This window comes from Microbulbifer maximicatervae (SeqCode), assembly GCF_052468095.1.
On record NZ_CP174332.1, the window covers coordinates 2191792 to 2207784 of the forward strand.

The 15993-nt window shown below is 44.3% G+C and carries 13 protein-coding genes; 6 read left to right on the forward strand and 7 right to left on the reverse strand.

All coding sequences use genetic code 11. The annotated features are described in order from the left end of the window. Nucleotides 1-80: 80 nt before the first annotated feature. Nucleotides 81-482, reverse strand: a complete 402-nt coding sequence (locus tag ACJJIL_RS09430; protein ID WP_444908216.1) for a hypothetical protein — start codon at nt 480-482, stop codon at nt 81-83. A 199-nt stretch (nt 483-681) separates the two neighbouring features. Between ACJJIL_RS09430 and ACJJIL_RS09435 the strand changes: the two genes are divergently transcribed. The 4 genes from ACJJIL_RS09435 to ACJJIL_RS09450 all read left to right on the forward strand — a co-directional run bounded on the left by ACJJIL_RS09435 (nt 682) and on the right by ACJJIL_RS09450 (nt 4815). Then, nucleotides 682-1575, forward strand: a complete 894-nt coding sequence (locus tag ACJJIL_RS09435; RefSeq protein WP_444908217.1) for a hypothetical protein — start codon at nt 682-684, stop codon at nt 1573-1575. A gap of 73 nt (nt 1576-1648) precedes the next feature. After that, nucleotides 1649-2206 carry a hypothetical protein gene (locus ACJJIL_RS09440; RefSeq protein WP_282932883.1) on the forward strand — a complete coding sequence of 186 codons (558 nt, stop codon included), beginning with the start codon at nt 1649-1651 and terminating at the stop codon, nt 2204-2206. Nucleotides 2207-2428: 222 nt separating this feature from the next. Beyond that, the gene (locus ACJJIL_RS09445; RefSeq protein WP_444933301.1) at nt 2429-3256 is read left to right on the forward strand and encodes an SDR family NAD(P)-dependent oxidoreductase; all 828 of its coding nucleotides are present in this window, start codon (nt 2429-2431) and stop codon (nt 3254-3256) included. 311 nt (nt 3257-3567) lie between these two features. Continuing rightward, nucleotides 3568-4815, forward strand: a complete 1248-nt coding sequence (locus ACJJIL_RS09450; protein WP_445361786.1) for a DUF418 domain-containing protein — start codon at nt 3568-3570, stop codon at nt 4813-4815. Between the two features lie 272 nt (nt 4816-5087). Here ACJJIL_RS09450 and ACJJIL_RS09455 read toward each other — a convergent pair whose 3' ends face one another. The 4 genes from ACJJIL_RS09455 to ACJJIL_RS09470 form a co-directional block, all read right to left on the reverse strand. Continuing rightward, complete coding sequence (locus tag ACJJIL_RS09455) at nt 5088-6440, reverse strand: lectin-like protein (protein ID WP_445361787.1); 1353 nt, start codon at nt 6438-6440, stop codon at nt 5088-5090. 463 nt (nt 6441-6903) lie between these two features. Continuing rightward, the gene (locus ACJJIL_RS09460) at nt 6904-7875 is read right to left on the reverse strand and encodes a methyltransferase (protein WP_444897409.1); all 972 of its coding nucleotides are present in this window, start codon (nt 7873-7875) and stop codon (nt 6904-6906) included. A 61-nt stretch (nt 7876-7936) separates the two neighbouring features. Further along, nucleotides 7937-9127 (reverse strand): AMP-binding protein, encoded by a 1191-nt coding sequence (locus ACJJIL_RS09465; RefSeq protein ID WP_445361788.1) that lies wholly within the window; start codon nt 9125-9127, stop codon nt 7937-7939. A gap of 118 nt (nt 9128-9245) precedes the next feature. Then, nucleotides 9246-10460: a CaiB/BaiF CoA transferase family protein gene (locus ACJJIL_RS09470; RefSeq protein WP_445361789.1), complete on the reverse strand. Its 1215-nt coding sequence runs from the start codon at nt 10458-10460 to the stop codon at nt 9246-9248. A 484-nt stretch (nt 10461-10944) separates the two neighbouring features. Here ACJJIL_RS09470 and ACJJIL_RS09475 point away from each other — a divergent pair, with 484 nt between their 5' ends. Next, complete coding sequence (locus tag ACJJIL_RS09475; protein ID WP_445361790.1) at nt 10945-11694, forward strand: outer membrane protein; 750 nt, start codon at nt 10945-10947, stop codon at nt 11692-11694. A 237-nt stretch (nt 11695-11931) separates the two neighbouring features. On the opposite strand, the gene ACJJIL_RS09480 is transcribed toward ACJJIL_RS09475, so the two are convergent. Beyond that, nucleotides 11932-13227 carry a serine hydrolase domain-containing protein gene (locus ACJJIL_RS09480; protein WP_445361791.1) on the reverse strand — a complete coding sequence of 432 codons (1296 nt, stop codon included), beginning with the start codon at nt 13225-13227 and terminating at the stop codon, nt 11932-11934. Between the two features lie 159 nt (nt 13228-13386). After that, a complete protein-coding gene (locus tag ACJJIL_RS09485; RefSeq protein ID WP_445361792.1) occupies nt 13387-14991 on the reverse strand; it encodes a (2,3-dihydroxybenzoyl)adenylate synthase in 1605 nt (534 codons plus the stop codon). Between the two features lie 121 nt (nt 14992-15112). Here ACJJIL_RS09485 and ACJJIL_RS09490 point away from each other — a divergent pair, with 121 nt between their 5' ends. Further along, the gene (locus tag ACJJIL_RS09490; protein ID WP_413662064.1) at nt 15113-15850 is read left to right on the forward strand and encodes a thioesterase II family protein; all 738 of its coding nucleotides are present in this window, start codon (nt 15113-15115) and stop codon (nt 15848-15850) included. Nucleotides 15851-15993: the final 143 nt, after the last annotated feature.

The window sequence follows — 15993 nt, forward strand, 5'->3', positions numbered from 1 at the left end:
GTTCACTCCTAGAACAATCTTTCTGAAGCCGCCAGCATGGGCTGGGGGCATATTTCGCTAGTCAGAGAGAAAGGGAGTGATCAAATACGCAGGCGCAAAGTGGCAAGCCAGGTTCGGTTGCCGGGGTGGGATTCTGTCGCAGTAGGAGATAATTCAGGCGTACCGAATGGCGGAGCCAGAATTTGGGGCCACTGGTAAGTTGGCGGTGGCGCCAACTGGGGAAGTTCCAGATTCAAGTATGCGGCGGTGACGGCAACTTGGTGGTCGTCCAGCGAAGTCTTCAGGGAGACTTGGGCGTCATAGCCACAACAGTCATCACCTGAGTCTGACCCCTTGGCCATATCATCGCAGCAACATTCCGCTGATGGCTTGGGGTCCTCCATCATTTCGCAGGCGAGCACGGTCTGTACCTGCAACATCAGCAGGAGCAGGGCCGCCATGGCTATCAGCTTGGCGCGAAATGTGGACGAATAGTTCTTCATTACTGATAAATCATACACCAGAGGCCGGTTGCTCGACAAAGGTTGCTTTCGCTATGTGACCAAGAGGTATTTCCAAGTTTTTCTTTCTTCTACTAGGGGTAATTACGGCACAGGTTAACCCTTCGGCAGAGATTTCTTGACGATAGTTAGTAGATTCCCTTCGATAAATGCGACTACAACAGCACCACAAGGTGTCTCTATGAAATTAACTCCCCCGGTTTGCCTCCTTCTGATCTTCTTATTGGCGGCACCTTCTTTTGCAGATTCTAAACGCACATCTCTCGAGGAGTTATTTGCGACTACCTATAAACATAATGAAGAGATTAACAGTGAATGGGTGCTGAGTAGGGAGCGGAACTGGGCTGCCTGGCAAAGAATGAGGGCTGTTAGGGAAGCTGCTAATAGAGGGGAGGACTTGTCATACCTCAGTAAGTATGGGCTTGAGAGAAAGTCCGCGTGGTACGAGATTGATTTAGGAAAGCAACGAGCGTGGCTGACGTCATTTAGACTGCTAGGGGTACTCTCTTCTTGGTATATGTTAAAGACGAATCAGGAGGAGCTTTATGAGCTTGGTATGACTGTGGCTGAAGTGGAAAAGTTGGGTCGCTATGTTATCGCCAATGACATCAAAGAAATAAACATCCAGGCAAGATTAGATTATTTCCACAAAGAGGAAGCTGGTTACATAGGCCGGATCCTTCAAGGAGGTGAGGACTTTGCCGCTATCTATTTAGAGCTTCAAGGTAATCTTGAAGCTCTTGAACACCTCTTGGAAACTAATTGGATCATAGATCTATTCAGTAAGTTTGATAGTGAAGCTCAAGAGATATTACTGACCTATAGCTTATCGAAATATAACTCACGAGAGGGAATGGGACGTAGTAGTTACAGTCTGGATCAAGAAGCCGAAATGTTTGTTGATAAATTTCTTTCTGGGGAGATAAACGCAATGACGAAGGAGGCTTTGGAAAGGCTTCAAGAGAAAAGGCTGGCTAAAAAAGCTAAGATCAATGTGGAATTTAAGCCCCCGGTTGATTCGCCCGTAAATGAGTGCAAGTGTCCTCCCGATCAATGTTCCTACAATAATTCTTGATTATACTTAATTTAATAGATTTCCCGTCATAATCGACCGCGTGGCATGGTCTTCACTTCGAGTGGTAGTTGTAATGACTGTAACAAGGATCTGTTTTTGGCTTGTCGCGCTTTTCTATTCCTTATCCCCCTTTGCAGATGAGTACATAGTCCAGAGCGAGGACTACGACCCGTTTACCCAGATGACAGAACTCTGGCTAAAGGGTGAAATTTCAAATCGTCAGATAAGGGACTTGGCACTTAGAGGGCGCTATCAAAACAGCTCTGCCGCTAATAGTGCTCATGTCTCCTTCTTTCTTGATGAAATGCAGGTGATTGCGCGGGGGAACTCTGTATCGGGTCGTTCGGCCCAGATATCCGTCCAGGTTGATGAGTCAATTTTTGACTTGGATTATGACCTTGTTTCTATGCATATGATGATCAATGGTCATGGAAATGGGTTATCAAGCAAGCAGAAATTCCTTTTGGTTACTTTTATGTACCGGTTAGCAGCAGAAGGCTGGAGCAAGTCTTCTGGAGTCGATGAAATGGAGAAACATCTTATTTATCGAACTCTCGATTACTTATCTGAAATGCCTGCAGATTATAAAATGTGGGTGATTGCCAAAGAAATACAATACCCGGTTCATTAGGTTGTTAATCTATAGCTTAATTAAAGTTTAAGTGGCTTAAATGGCCACAACAGACTTTAACTGAAGGGCTAAAGGATAAGATTCCTGGCAGTTATTCAGATTATTGGTAGAGGTTCAATTTATTCAATTTTTATTGCTGTGAATAGCTATATATCAACTATTTAAGGATTTGTTGAATCTAAAGTTCCTAGTCATGTTGAATATATTGTAAAAAGGAAAGTTATGGATTTTTCTGATAAAGTTGCTGTTGTTACAGGAGCGGGCAGTGGACTAGGGCGGGCTTTAGCAATACGTTTAGCCGAAAAAGGAATGAAGTTGGTATTAGCCGGATATACCCTAAGTCATCTCGAATCAACAGCCAAGTTGATAGCACGAAAAGGTGCTGAGTGTATATGCGTACAAGCAGATGTATCTAAACTTGGGGATGTGCAAAACATCGCCGATAGAACTTTAAAGCACTTTGATAAGGTACACTTGCTCTGTAATGTGGCCGGAATAGGTCCTTTGGGGGCTATAGCAGAAACCTCTATGGATGAGTGGGAGTGGATTTTATCGGTGAATTTGTGGGGGCCTATTAACGGTATTCATGTATTTCTCCCTCATATCGAACAGAATGACGAGGGCCATATATTGTCTGTAGCATCGGAATCCGGCCTATATGGTATAGGGTACTTAGGGGCCTACAATGTTTCAAAATTTGGTGTTGTAGGTTTAATGCAAAGTTTAGAGCGGGATCTTCGTTTGGCTAACTCGCCTATAAAAACTTCTGTATTTTGTCCTGGTGCTATAAAAACTAATATTCTCGACTCTTCACGTAATAGGCCTGCAAGTGTAGCGGTAATTCACCCTGAGTCTGAAGTCGAGAAAAAAGTTAAAGCCAAAGTTGTCAAGGTGGTTTCTGAAGGTATGAAGCCAGAAAAAGCTGCTGATATCATTACTAGTGGTATAGAAAGCGGGCAGTTTTGGATTTTCTCCCATCCTTATGTACCCGAAACTGCATTTCAGCAGGCGAAGGCGATGCTAGATAGTAATACGTTAATTGATATTTAGCTTAGTTAGGGAACTTCTGATTAATTTCGAGCCAACTTGGTAGTATTCCGCTATTCGTCAAGATCTTGTACCTAGCCACCTTTGACGAAGCAGCATATAATCTGAAGCGCCATGGAACTCGCTGCGAGAAGTTTTTTCTCAAATGCATGCTCTCATCCCATGGGGGTGGCTAGAAGTCCATTTATCAAAGCTTCCTTAGAAAGGTCCTAGTTGGTACCTGCGATCAGAAAAAATATAGCGATTTCTTCCTCTTTTCCTGTAATCTCCACCTCTTTACATCTGCAACGTATTTTAGTTTTAAAAGGACTTATATGCAGGATCGAATATCACAGCTGGATTTGTTAAGGGGAGTCGCTTTGTTGGGGCTTCCTTTAATGAATATGATAAATTTCTCTATGCCTATGGCGGCTTATTTGAATCCGAAGGCCTATTTGCCAAATGGCCCTTTGAATGAGTTTCTCTTTAGCTTTTTCCATTTGTTTGCTGATCAAAAGTTCATGGGGCTTTTTGCCATGCTATTCGGCGCGGGGATCATACTATTAGCTGAGAAACGCGAGCAGCAGAATAAGTCTGCTGCAAAAATTCATTACAGTCGAAATTTTTGGCTGTTATTGATAGGCCTTTGTCATGGCATCTTCATTTGGGAAGGCGACATCCTGATGATCTATGCATTTATAGCCATGTTTGCCTATTTGTTCCGCAAGTTTCGCGGAAGCTGGCTGATTGCATTGGGGGTGATTATCCTTGCCTTGTCAGCATATAGCTCATATCTGGCAGGAGCTTTTATACAACCCCTAACAGGAGAAGCTCGATATGCAACGGCAGCCATTTTTGCCCCTGATACAGCGCAGATCCAGCAAGATATAGAAATATATCGAGGAGGGTTCTGGGATCTGGTCGGGAGTCGATTAGTTGCTGGTAATTTAGCTTCTAGTCCGGAATCAGCAATCGTTATTTCCTACTTTAGTCTCTCCATTGTTTTAAAAGCTGCCGCTATGATGTTGCTGGGAATGGGCCTGTTTAAGTTGGATATCCTACGTGGCAAAGCCAGTTCGTCTGCCTACAAAAAACTAGCTATTGCTGGGGTGGCTATTGGTGTGACATTGACCGGTATAGGGCTTATTTGGAACTATAGTCATGACTGGAGTATGGATGATTATTTCACCTATGGTGCCATTTTTAATTTGGTAGGGTCCACATTTACCAGTATCGGTTATATCGGCTTGATCTGCCTTTGGTTCAAATTAGGTAAACACCTATGGATCAAAGGCAAGATCCAAAGTGTTGGGCGGATGGCATTTACCAATTACTTGGCTCAATCATTTATTTGCATTTATATTTTTTATGGCTTTGGATTGGGTTTATATGGTGAGCTGACACGTATAGAAGTACTTGGGGTCTGTGTGCTGCTGTGCCTGTTTCAGCTGGCCTATTCGGATCTTTGGCTTAAAGCATTTCGTATGGGGCCGCTAGAGTGGTTTTGGCGAACTTTAACATATTTCAGGTTTGCACCGATGATAAAGGAAAGGGGCGTACCGGCGACCGAACAGCGCTTATAGAGTTCATAGCTAAAATTAGGCGGGCTGCTGTTAACCTTGAGAATAGGAGTCATCGGTAGCTCGTTACCTGTACCACAGATTTTTTATTGTGAGGTCTTTTAAATATTTTTATAGGATGATTGGCCGTAAAGATAAGATGTTATCATATTAAAAATAGGCATGATTGAACTTGATCTGACAGGGCTTCTTTTAAGAAGCGGGTAACTGTCAGATCAAGTTGAAAGTTAGTAGATCTCTAATTACCTTAAGACAAAGAACCCTATAATATCTTTTTAGTAATCTACAGTTGTTATTATAAAGTCACCTTCAATTGTACCTTCACTATCCTGGTCAGTATAAGCAATCCAGGCTGCTGTCTCACTGGCAGCTGCCAGCTTACTTTTCAATGCGAGTGCTTCCATCATATTGCGAGGCACATCGAAGTGCCATTGAGTACCCAGTGCCTGACATTCACTCTCTCCATTCGACCAGGTAGACTTCCTCGTAGTCAGTGACCACATAACAGGGTAATCGATAGCGCCATCATCTTTTAAGTCGTTTACATGCAGTTCTCCATTTAACCGCCTTTTACAAGCAAATGAATAAGAGCGATCACATTGACGGTCGTTAAAGCGCCCGTCGCTTCTGATAACAGCGCAGTCCTCTCCGTTACCATGATCATTGGGTTCTCCCTCTCCCCAAGACCATAGTCCTTTATTTTGAAATCTGCTGTCTGTAGCACTGACATCATAGTGTTCTACGGTGTTGATACCGTCATCCCAGTTGTCCAGGGAATCGTCATCGCCACTCTTCCAGTGCCTGTCCAGTCCACCCCATCCATCGAATATTACATCGAATGACTCATTATCATCCCCAATATTGCTGTCATTTTTTGTCCAAAAAAATACGAATCTCTTTTTCCCATTTACACCATCATGTTTACGGACTGTCTCCCGTGATAACTCTTGAGAGGGAAGTGAGGTTCGTTTATAGCTCGTGACTTCAACCCCATTGGGAAAGTCCTCTCTATAGTCTTGGGGTGTGTAAATGTATTCCAGGCCTATCTGATCTATAAGATGGTTTTTAAAAGTTACCTGGGCACCGGACGATACCGCATTTTCGATATGTACGATTACTGTACGGTTAGTGCCATATTGATCCTGCTTGTAAGCCCAATCCCTCAAATCTCCCAATACAGTAGAGATAGGAACGCGTTGAGGATCAAGCCAGAAATTACAGTAGAATGAGCCATGACAAAAATATTGTTCACCACTGAACTGATGCAGGTCCAGCTCAATAATTTCAGCACCAATATCAATTTGGTCTTTAACCCTGGCAGATTGTTCAGAGCCTACCCAGATAGCACCATAGGCATCAGAGTTATAACTGTTGTGTGTTGCAAGGACTTGTGTATAGCGAATTGGTGTTGAGTAAGTCATGCGCCGTTGTAGCTCGAGTGCATATTTTGCGTGGTCATTGGTACCTTGTTCTGTCTCGTAATCGTAATAGAGGTTGAATTGAACCAACATTGAATAAGGATCGGTCTCTGCAAATAGAGGCGTACTCATCAACGTTATATAACTAAATAAAGCGATACAAATCTTCTTTAGCCCTTTCGAGAGTGACCATGAATAGTTTTTTTTCATTATTATTCCTACTGTTCGCCTGAGTTTGTTATTTTTTAAACAGATTTAATTGCGCTCTCTATTACGACTGCCGAGATAAAAGTAATCGCATGCAGCAATACTTGCGTCTCTAAACGTATGAAGTTTATTTCTACCCGTCTCCCTTGTGAGGTCGGATATCAGGAACTTCAATAATCTTCAAATGTTTCAAGTATAAACCCCTGAAGGGCAATAGAGTGCGAAAGCAATGATATCGAAAAGATATAACCTGTTAGCTACTTTAAATGTATTAACGAGAAGCACCTCACAAAGTTATAGTTTTATAATGCTTAAACCAAAAACTATTTACTATTATTTAAAGGTTAAACACTTTCTAGCTAATACCCTAATAGTCAGTCGGTGACGAAAGGGTAATCAAAAAACGAACTGCTCGTGGAAGTAGCGATAGATATCATATAAGTAAAATAGGATAATAAGGGTAGGGCTAGGGCTTTCTGGCTGATAATACCGAGAAATAGCCGAGTGCCTGGTATGATTGAGGATTTACAAATCCTGCTGTCTCAAGCATCCGATAAAGCGCTTTGGCTGAGTATAGTTGGGAGCCGTGGTTCATAAACAAATGAAAGCAGAACAAGCTTGGCGTTAAACGAGTATCATCGAAGAGCATATCGTGGATAAATACCTGCCCACCTTTTGGTAAAAGTGCGAAGGCTCTGTCGATTAAGATTTGGCATGTAGCATGCTGCCAATCGTGCAACACATTGCTAAAGCAAATGCCATCGAACCCCTCAGGCCATGGGTCTCTAAAGAAATCCCCCTTAACTATCTGGATTTGCTGGTTTTTCTTGAACTTATTTATATACATTGCTGCTATATCGCAAACCGGCGGCAGGTCGAAGAGCAGCGCATTGCGCTCAGGATAGGTATCGCAGAAGGCGAGAGCAATGGTTCCAGAGCCTCCACCGGCATCGAGTAAGGTTTGAGCGTTTTCAAAAATACCGCAGGAAGCAGCCTCAACTGCGGAGGCAAACCCCTGCGAATGCATCAGATGAGTAAAAGCTGCTGCCGAGTCATTGTCCATGTCATTTTTTTGCCACATGTCGGTTACAGAGCGACCTTTACATTCCAGCTCATATTCTCTTTGTAAGCTGGTGAGTATCTTTTTATCCAGGTGATTGATGTCATAGATTTGAAAAGGATCGAGTAAGACTTCCCCCCAATAGTAGTGACTACTTTTGGAGAGGTAGCATTTTCCCAGCTCTGTATTTTTCACTTGTTGTTTGTCGAAGCAGATATACCCCAAATGACTCAGAATCAGCAGAAAGAAGCCCATTCCTTTATTGCTGAGCTGCAATTCCTTACTGAGTGCTTCGCAGGAATCATAACCGCGTTCAATTAGCCCGGTGATATCCAACTTTGCAGAAACCATCAGGCAGGCAAAATTATAGTTTCCCATAAGACGGTCCCACATAGGACCGTCGGATGCGCTAGGGGGAGTTATGCTTTGAGTTCTACCGCTATTTCCCATCGCTCATTCTCCAAATAACCCGGGGAACTTTGTTGGTGCGTTCGATACGCTTAAGTCGCTCGGCTTTTTGTACTGTGAAGGACTGAGGGTACTGTCTGACAACAGAGGCGAGGTTGTGAATGTTGTTCAAAATATACTCACAGATGCTGTTGGCACTTGCCGTGCCTGTGAACTGAACGACTATTGAATCGGCAGACTTTTTTGTTTGTGTGTCGCCGCTGAGAAGTAGTTGAACTTCTTCGACGCCTTCACATTCATAGGTGAGTTCTATGATCTTATTGAGGTCCAGAAGGGCGCTGCATAACCCGACATTGTCATCTGCTCTCCCCTGAATAGATAGGCCATTAGGGCGACCACAGGGACAAGTTGCTTTTTGGATTAGGTCACCTAACCGGTAACGCACTATCGGTACTGTCCACCCTGTACCTACACGGGTAAGCAGGGCGCCTTGATCGTCAGTTTCGATCAATTGGTCCGCTAAAAGGTGATATATGTTCAAATCACACTCAGGGGAATTGACAGCAATGCTATTGGTTTCTACCGATCCATAGTCGCACCACAGCCCAGCATCAGGGAAAGCCTTACGTATGACCTTCAACTTTGCTTTGGTCCAAGGTTCCCCCATCCAGATAATTGTCTTTATTGGGAGTTGGCTGCCTGAATCTAGTATACCTTCGGCAAAATCTGCCAGTCCTGTGGGTGCGCCAGCAAGTGAGTCCACATCGATGTTATGTAGAAGTTCCAGCCAATTCTCCAGCTCACCTGATATAAAGGGGCCTGTAGGTGCAATGGTGCATTTGGAAGCCTCTGCCAGTGTTTGAATGAAGTAGTGTGCACCCCATAGCCGCCCAGGATTAAAGAGATTAAGAAGAACACTTTGAGAGCTGAGCGGGCGCCATTCCTTGAGCAATCTTTGAATTGCCTGGTGATAAGGTGTATAGGCCAGCTTCGGCTTTCCAGTTGTGCCGCCGCTAGACATGATAATGGCTCCGTGTTCCTGCGCGGCATTTTGGCTGATATGTTTCAGTTCAGCGGGGCCACAAACGGGGATGTCATCGAGACATACGGCAGAAACAGGTATATCTGGTCCGCCGTAGAGTGAAAGACTGCGGGCGTGGGCGAGAATGGCATTCCAATCCAGGTGGCCGATGTTCATAGCGTTAAGGTAGCTCCCGTTCAATCCCGTCTTCCTGGGGTGGTGAGGTATCGGGTGGAACTGAGGAAATTGTAGTAACAGGGCGCCTAGGTAGAGAGTGGTCTGGCCAATTGGGAGTTATCCTCATCAGTACCGATGCATTTCAGCAGCAATAGATCACGCCAGCTTTTGCCAGGGACTCCACTTCATCTTGTGGGATACCCAAGTCACCAAGGATCTCTCGAGTGTTCTCTCCGTAAAGTGGTGCTTGCTGGAAAGGCACTGGAGGAGTGTCGGGAATAGAGAAGGGGGCGTTTATAAATTGTATTGAGTCACGGCTTGTACTGCGTGCATAGGGAATTGATACAGTCTTGTCGTTATCTTGGACATAGGGGTTGTTAAGCGCCTCGGCGATATCATAGACCGGGGCACAGGGGATTTTACCCTCCATTTGAGCGCACCATTCTTTTGTTGTTCTCTTCTGGAAGTGCTGGTCCAGAGCTTCTGTCAGCAGCTCTCTGTTTTGCATCCTGCTTTCATTGGTCAAAAAGCGGGCATCAGTTTGTAATAAATCGGAGCCTAGTTCGTGACAAAGCATTTCCCAGAATTTCTGGGTTAAGCAGGCAACATAAAACCAACCATCTGCTGTCTTTACTAATTGGCAAGGTGCTTGGGATGCGTGGGCTGAGCGAGGTTGCTTCCCTGGGACTATCCCCTCGTTGAGAAACCATAACCCTTGGTAGCAGAGGCAATTTAGCGCAATATCGAATAAGTTAGTGTCAAAATCACCGCCTTTTCCTGTGACTTCGGTCCGCAGTAACCCTGAAACGGTACAGAGGGCTGAATAGACACTCCCCAAGAGATCCACTACTGACACGCCAACTTTGGTTGGGATAGATCCTGGTTCTCCAGTCACTGACATCCAACCAGTTTCTGCCTGCATAAGGAAATCATATCCTGGCCAGTGTTTTCTATTGTTGTCTCTGCCGTACCCTGATAGATGGGTACAAACTATTTTGGGGTTCGCCACTTTGAGGTCAGCATAGGTAACGCCTAACTCTTCGGGTAAAGAGCCTCGAAAGTTGTCGATAACAGCGTGTGACTCCTCGACTAACGACAGGAAAATTTTTCTGCCCGCTGGTGTTCTGATATCTAGTGCCAGGCTTTTTTTATTGTGAAGAGTTGATTCTCCGCATTCGTTGTCTTCATGGTTTTCATCTAAATAAAGAGAGCCCATCCTCCTTAAAGGATTTCCATTTTGCTTGGGGTCCTCAATATTGATAACTTCAGCGCCCAGCATGCCCAGTAAGGTGCCATGAAATGACCCGGCGCCCCAAGTTTCAAATGAGAGAATCCGTGTGTTGTGGAGGGGTAGCATAGTGCGATACCTAAGGTTTTTAGTAGTCTGATAAACCTGCAATTAACAGTTAAGAATGAAAGCTGTTGGGCTAGGTGATTAATTTATAGGTCGCTTATTGTTAAAGATGTTAAGTCGCGTGCTAGTTTTGCTTCACTCATTAGATCCTTTTCAGGTCATAACCTTGTTAGCACACAAGTACTATTTTTTCTATTTTCTTGGGCGTGAGTTGAGCATCTAATTGGTACGAAAGTGTGAATGTTGTCACAGAATCAATTTTTGCGTATCGTTGGCGCCGAATGTTGGGGCATTCATACGTGGGTTGTGAAGCAAGAGCTCGCTTTTAAGGCTGTAGTAATTTTTGGGACTACATAGAAGAGGGCGAATTGCTCACCTACATAGTTTACGGCGCTGTTTTGCTATATCGGTCTTACCGCCTTGCAATAACTCGCTTTTTTACTTTGGGTTCATCCCCAAAATGCGTAGTAATCACAAGGAGGATATTATGCGTTTCCATATTGCCGCTATTCTTGGTGTGTGTCTTATTTCTGCACAGGCTACAGCTGCCGATTATGGCAACCAAGATAGTTCTTTAAGTTTCCATCCGTTTGTTTCCTTGAATGCGGGATACAATAAGCTAGAGGTGAATCAGGATTACAGGGCAACCGCAATAACCGAAGAAGGTCGGCTTTACGATTTTAGTTATTATGAGCTTTCTAATTCTGGAAGTGAGCTATGGAGCAGCATAGCCGTGGGGGCAGACTTTAATAACTACCCCCTCGAACTTCGTATTAGCTATGGCACTACGAGTTCAGAACAGCCAGATTATGTCGATACATTTGAAATCGATACAATCAATGAAGTGGCTACAGTTGTAGAGCGGTACAACTTTAACCAAAAATATGATTTGGATATATTCTCGATCACGGGTGTTTTAGAGTTATCCAGACACTGTGATCGAGCTTGTATGTACTTGCTGGGTGGCTACAGTTTCGGCCAGTTAGATTGGTCATATACAGTGAATGAGTTCTATGCAGGAGGCAGTTACAGCGGGTCGAAAAAATTTAGCAAAAGCTACGTTCATGTTGGTGCGGGGATTCGCTATAACGTTACTGACTCACTGCGGATGAGTGCCGAGTACATGCTGCATAATATTGGCAAGGTAGGTGAATACGATGTGACCGATTATGATCGTATTGAATTTGACCTGAAAAATCTTGATATCTGGCAGGCTGGTGTTTCCTACACTTTCTGATATCTGGAATTCCAATAGAGGGAATATGGTTTGAAGGTCATATTCCCTCTATAGTTTCATAACGCATTGATCAGGCTGTTCGTATCAATCGCGAATAATAGCCTTGGCAGCTAAGAGTTATTCGGAAAAATCATGAAAAGCCGAAGAGCGCCACAGGCTGAGTTCCTAATCAATTGAATGTGGCTTTGATTGGGGGTTCCAGTTTATTTGAGTAACATTTGAGAGTTGATTAAAGGTTTACCTGTTTTTTGCCAACTCAAGAATATCTGCTATCAATAACTCGATACTCTCTTTCTTATCACCAAGGTCAGTATTGGCCAATAGAACTACCCCGACATTATCCTGTGGGTTGAAAACCAGATAGGAAAAATATCCAATCTCAGCTCCGTTGTGGCCTATTAGAATATGGTCTTTACCCCCATAATTCCAAAGCCAGTCTGAATACCAGAAGATCCCAAATCCATTCTGGATCGATGTCAGCATTTGAACAACTGAACCTGCCTCGAGAATTTTAATGTTGGACTTTCGCGAAGCGAACGTTCCTTCGTTCATTACTGCAGCTAAAAATTTCGCCATATCAAATGCACTGCTCCGTAGGCCACCGTCTGGCCAAGTAGCGAGTTCATAATATGGAATTGAAGATAGTGTGTTATCGACGGTGGTATGAGGGCTTGCTAGGCTGCTCTGCTTTAATTTTGAAAAATTCCAACTGGTATTGCGCATACCAAGAGGGGTAAAAATCTTCTGTTCTGCGTAATCAGTCAGTGTTAAGCCTGTGCTAAGTTCTACTGAGTAGCCTGCTAATGCTGCGGCGATATTTGAATATTCGTAGCCTTGCCCGGGTGGTAAACCAGTGAAGTTACTGCCGGAATCGTAAAATTCCCCTTCACTGTCCAAATAGGCACCGAGAAATCCATCCAGCGTAATCGGGCTGCTATCCGGGCAAAACCCTGGGTCTATTAAGTTGATCAACTTTGTATGAGTGCCGTCACCATGATCGATATAGTAACTGCACTGGTAAGCGGTGCTGTCTTTAATTCCTGAACTGTGAGTTACAAGATCCCTGATGGTGATAGGTGAGGAGCCGGGATTATCAATCTGAAAGTTACCGCCAACCAGTAAGTTGTGTATATTCATATCTAAATAGAGATAACCTTCCTCCTGCGCTTTGGCTATAACGGTACCCATAACCACCTTACTGATGGATGCCAGCCAAAATGGAGTATTTCTGGTAACCCTTTCATTACTCTCCAGGCTTTTTACACCGTAACCTTTAGACCATATAGTGGGATTTTCTGGATTGGTAACTATGGCTACGGCTAAACCCGGAATATTGTTGTCCAGCATATTTTCTTTAATCAGACGATCAATTGTATGCTTCGTACTTGGTTTGAATGCCTCTATGTATTCTGCGGAATTATCACGATAAATTTCTGATATATTTGTATCTACAGCACTTCCATTGTTGGAAATTAATAGAGTGAATAAGAGGAAAGGTTGAGCAAATACTGATTTTCTATGATGATATTCCATGCTAGAGCTTCCTTTGCTTGAATGTTATATCACTGGGTAAAAGTCTGCCGTTCGGCGCTATACCCAGAGTATTATTTTGAGTAGTTGCTGAACCTCTGATGAATACAATCACCAATATTGGTCAATAAAAATCGACTATCTGGGTATTGAAATGCGTGATTATGTATTGAGCTCAATAAGCTTCTTTTTATCAACTTTCCCGACTGCGGTAACCGGCAGACGAGATAACACTTTAAGCTGCTCAGGTAGCTTAAAGCTGGCCAGGCCCCTTTCGGTTAAGAAGTCGCGCAACGTTTGCAAGCTTGGCGCTTTATCCGTACATACGATAGTCGCTCCAACTTGCTCTCCCATCTCTTGGTCTGGCAAAGCAATGATAGCTGCTTGTTGGATGCTGGGGTGGGCGAGTAGATGCTCTTCAATTTCGTCACATGCAAATGTTTCCCCGCCCCGATTTACAACATCTTTTAGTCGTCCAGTAACTACAATATTGCCATTGTCCAGAATGCGTACACGATCCCCGCTGCAATAGAATCCATCTGGGGTAAAAGCGCGTCGGTTATGTTCTTCTGCACGGTAATAGCCTCTCAGTGTATAGGGGCCGCGAGTAAGCAGTTCTCCTTCTTCTCCGGCTTTCACTTCCTGCCCGTACTCATCAACCACTTTTAGAGTATCGAGGGAACTCATAGGTCTTCCTTGAGTATTGGTGATGGTTTCATTGTTATCTTCGCGATGGGTGTAACAAATCAACCCTTCGGCCATTCCGAATACCTGCTGTAGTGCACCGGGAAAAGCATCTATCGCAGCATTGGCGTCAGTTGGACTCAGCTTTGAGCCACCAACTTGAAGTAAGCGGAGAGAGCTTAAATCAGCATCTTCCCATTCTGTCGCTGCAGTCCAGACTTGAGCCAGTGCTGGGACCAGGGCTGTGGCGGTTACGCCGTAACGCTCTATCAGCTCAAAGCAGTAGTCCGGGCTTGCATCTTTGGTGAATATTACCTGCCCACCCATGGATAGCGTGCCCAGAATGCCGGGGCAACCCAATGGAAAATTATGGGCGGCGGGGAGTACTGCCAGATAGATTTCATCTTTTCCTAAATTACAAGCAGCCGTAGCGCAGGTAATGTTGTAGCGATAGTCATTGTGGGTGCGTGGAATAAGTTTCGGAAGTCCTGTAGTGCCACCGGAAACGAGGAATAGAGCTGGGGCGTTGGGGTCTACGGGAACAGGGGTGAAGCCTTGGCATTCTCTTCTGGGCAGGGAGGGGAATGTGTCATTTTCATCAGAGCTGTATATGCCTCGCAAAGTCGGAGATTGCGAAGCAATTTGTTCTATCATGCTGTGACGGCTTGCATCACTTTCCGCTCCTGAAGTGATATAGATACTGGCACCCGAGACCTGTGCAAAATGGCATATTTCATTTTGGCGATGCGCAGGCAAAGCTAGTACAGGAACCAGTCCCGCTCGAAATAAGCCGAGCAGGGTTATAATAAAACTGACCTGATTGCTCCACTGGAGTATTGCCCGCTCCCCAACTTTGTAGCCTTGTTCCACCAGGCCTGCAGCAATGCTATCGGCCTCATTAACCAATTCAGCATAAGTTAATTGATTCGATAGGTCCCGAACTGCGCATTGATTGGGAAAGTTTTTCGCATTACGTGTGATCAGCTCCCAAATAGGTTGGTTATCCCAAATTCCTTGTTGCTGATAGAAATCCTCTAGTTCCTTTGGGTGAGGCGTGTAACCATTAAGTAAATTATTTTCCATGCTGGTCTCCTGAAATGTTTGGGTGGAGCAGGGGAGTGTTTTTTTGAATCTTCTTCAGATTTCTAAATTAAGAATTAACAGTTAGTATTCACGGCTTCAAATTTCTTATTGAGATAAATCTATGTCCGGCGCTTGGCTACAAATCCCTCGCCCTCAACCTAAAGCGGCTATCCGACTTTTGTGTTTGCCTCATGCTGGTGGTACAGCATCACTTTATCGGCCCTGGGCGAAATTATTGCCAGATTCCATAGAATTGGTTCTCGTATGTTTACCGGGTAGGGAGCAACGCTGTAATGAAACTATGCCCACAAATATGCAAACTTTAATTGCTTTGTTAAGTAGGGCTATCAAACCTGTCATCGATAAACCCTGGGCAGTATTTGGGCACAGTATGGGAGCTACAGTTGCTCATGAATTGGCTCTCTCCTTGTATCGCGAAAAATTGTGCGGTCCTGAACACATATTTGTCTCTGCGCGCGAAGCTCCACAATTTCAAAAGAGTGGAAACGTACACCAGTTGAGTGATGAATCTCTGTGCCAACAACTCATTGAGCTTGGCGGCACCTCTCCTGAATTATTGGAAATTCCTGAGTTAAGGGCTCTACTACTTCCTACTATACGCCAGGATTATCGATTGATCGAAACCAGCAAGATGTCCTCGGACCAACTTTTAGATTGTCCCATCACCGCGATGCTAGGACGGGATGATCCTGAGTTGAGCACCGATGAAGCTCGGGGTTGGCAGCAGTGGACCAATGGTGAGTTCCAATTGAAAGAATACGCAGGTAACCATTTTTATCTGTCAGATTGTCCCGATCTGGTGGTTGGCCATATTGTTCAGAAGCTCCGCTTGGCCTAACTGCATGTAAAGTTAAGTTGGCCGTATAAAATCTTTCTGTTTCTTGTAACGCTATCGAAATTAATTGTCGGGAGAATAGGGCTGTTGAGCGGCCCTATATTCTCCATCGTTCAATAGATAGCGGATCTCTGCCTCGATTAATC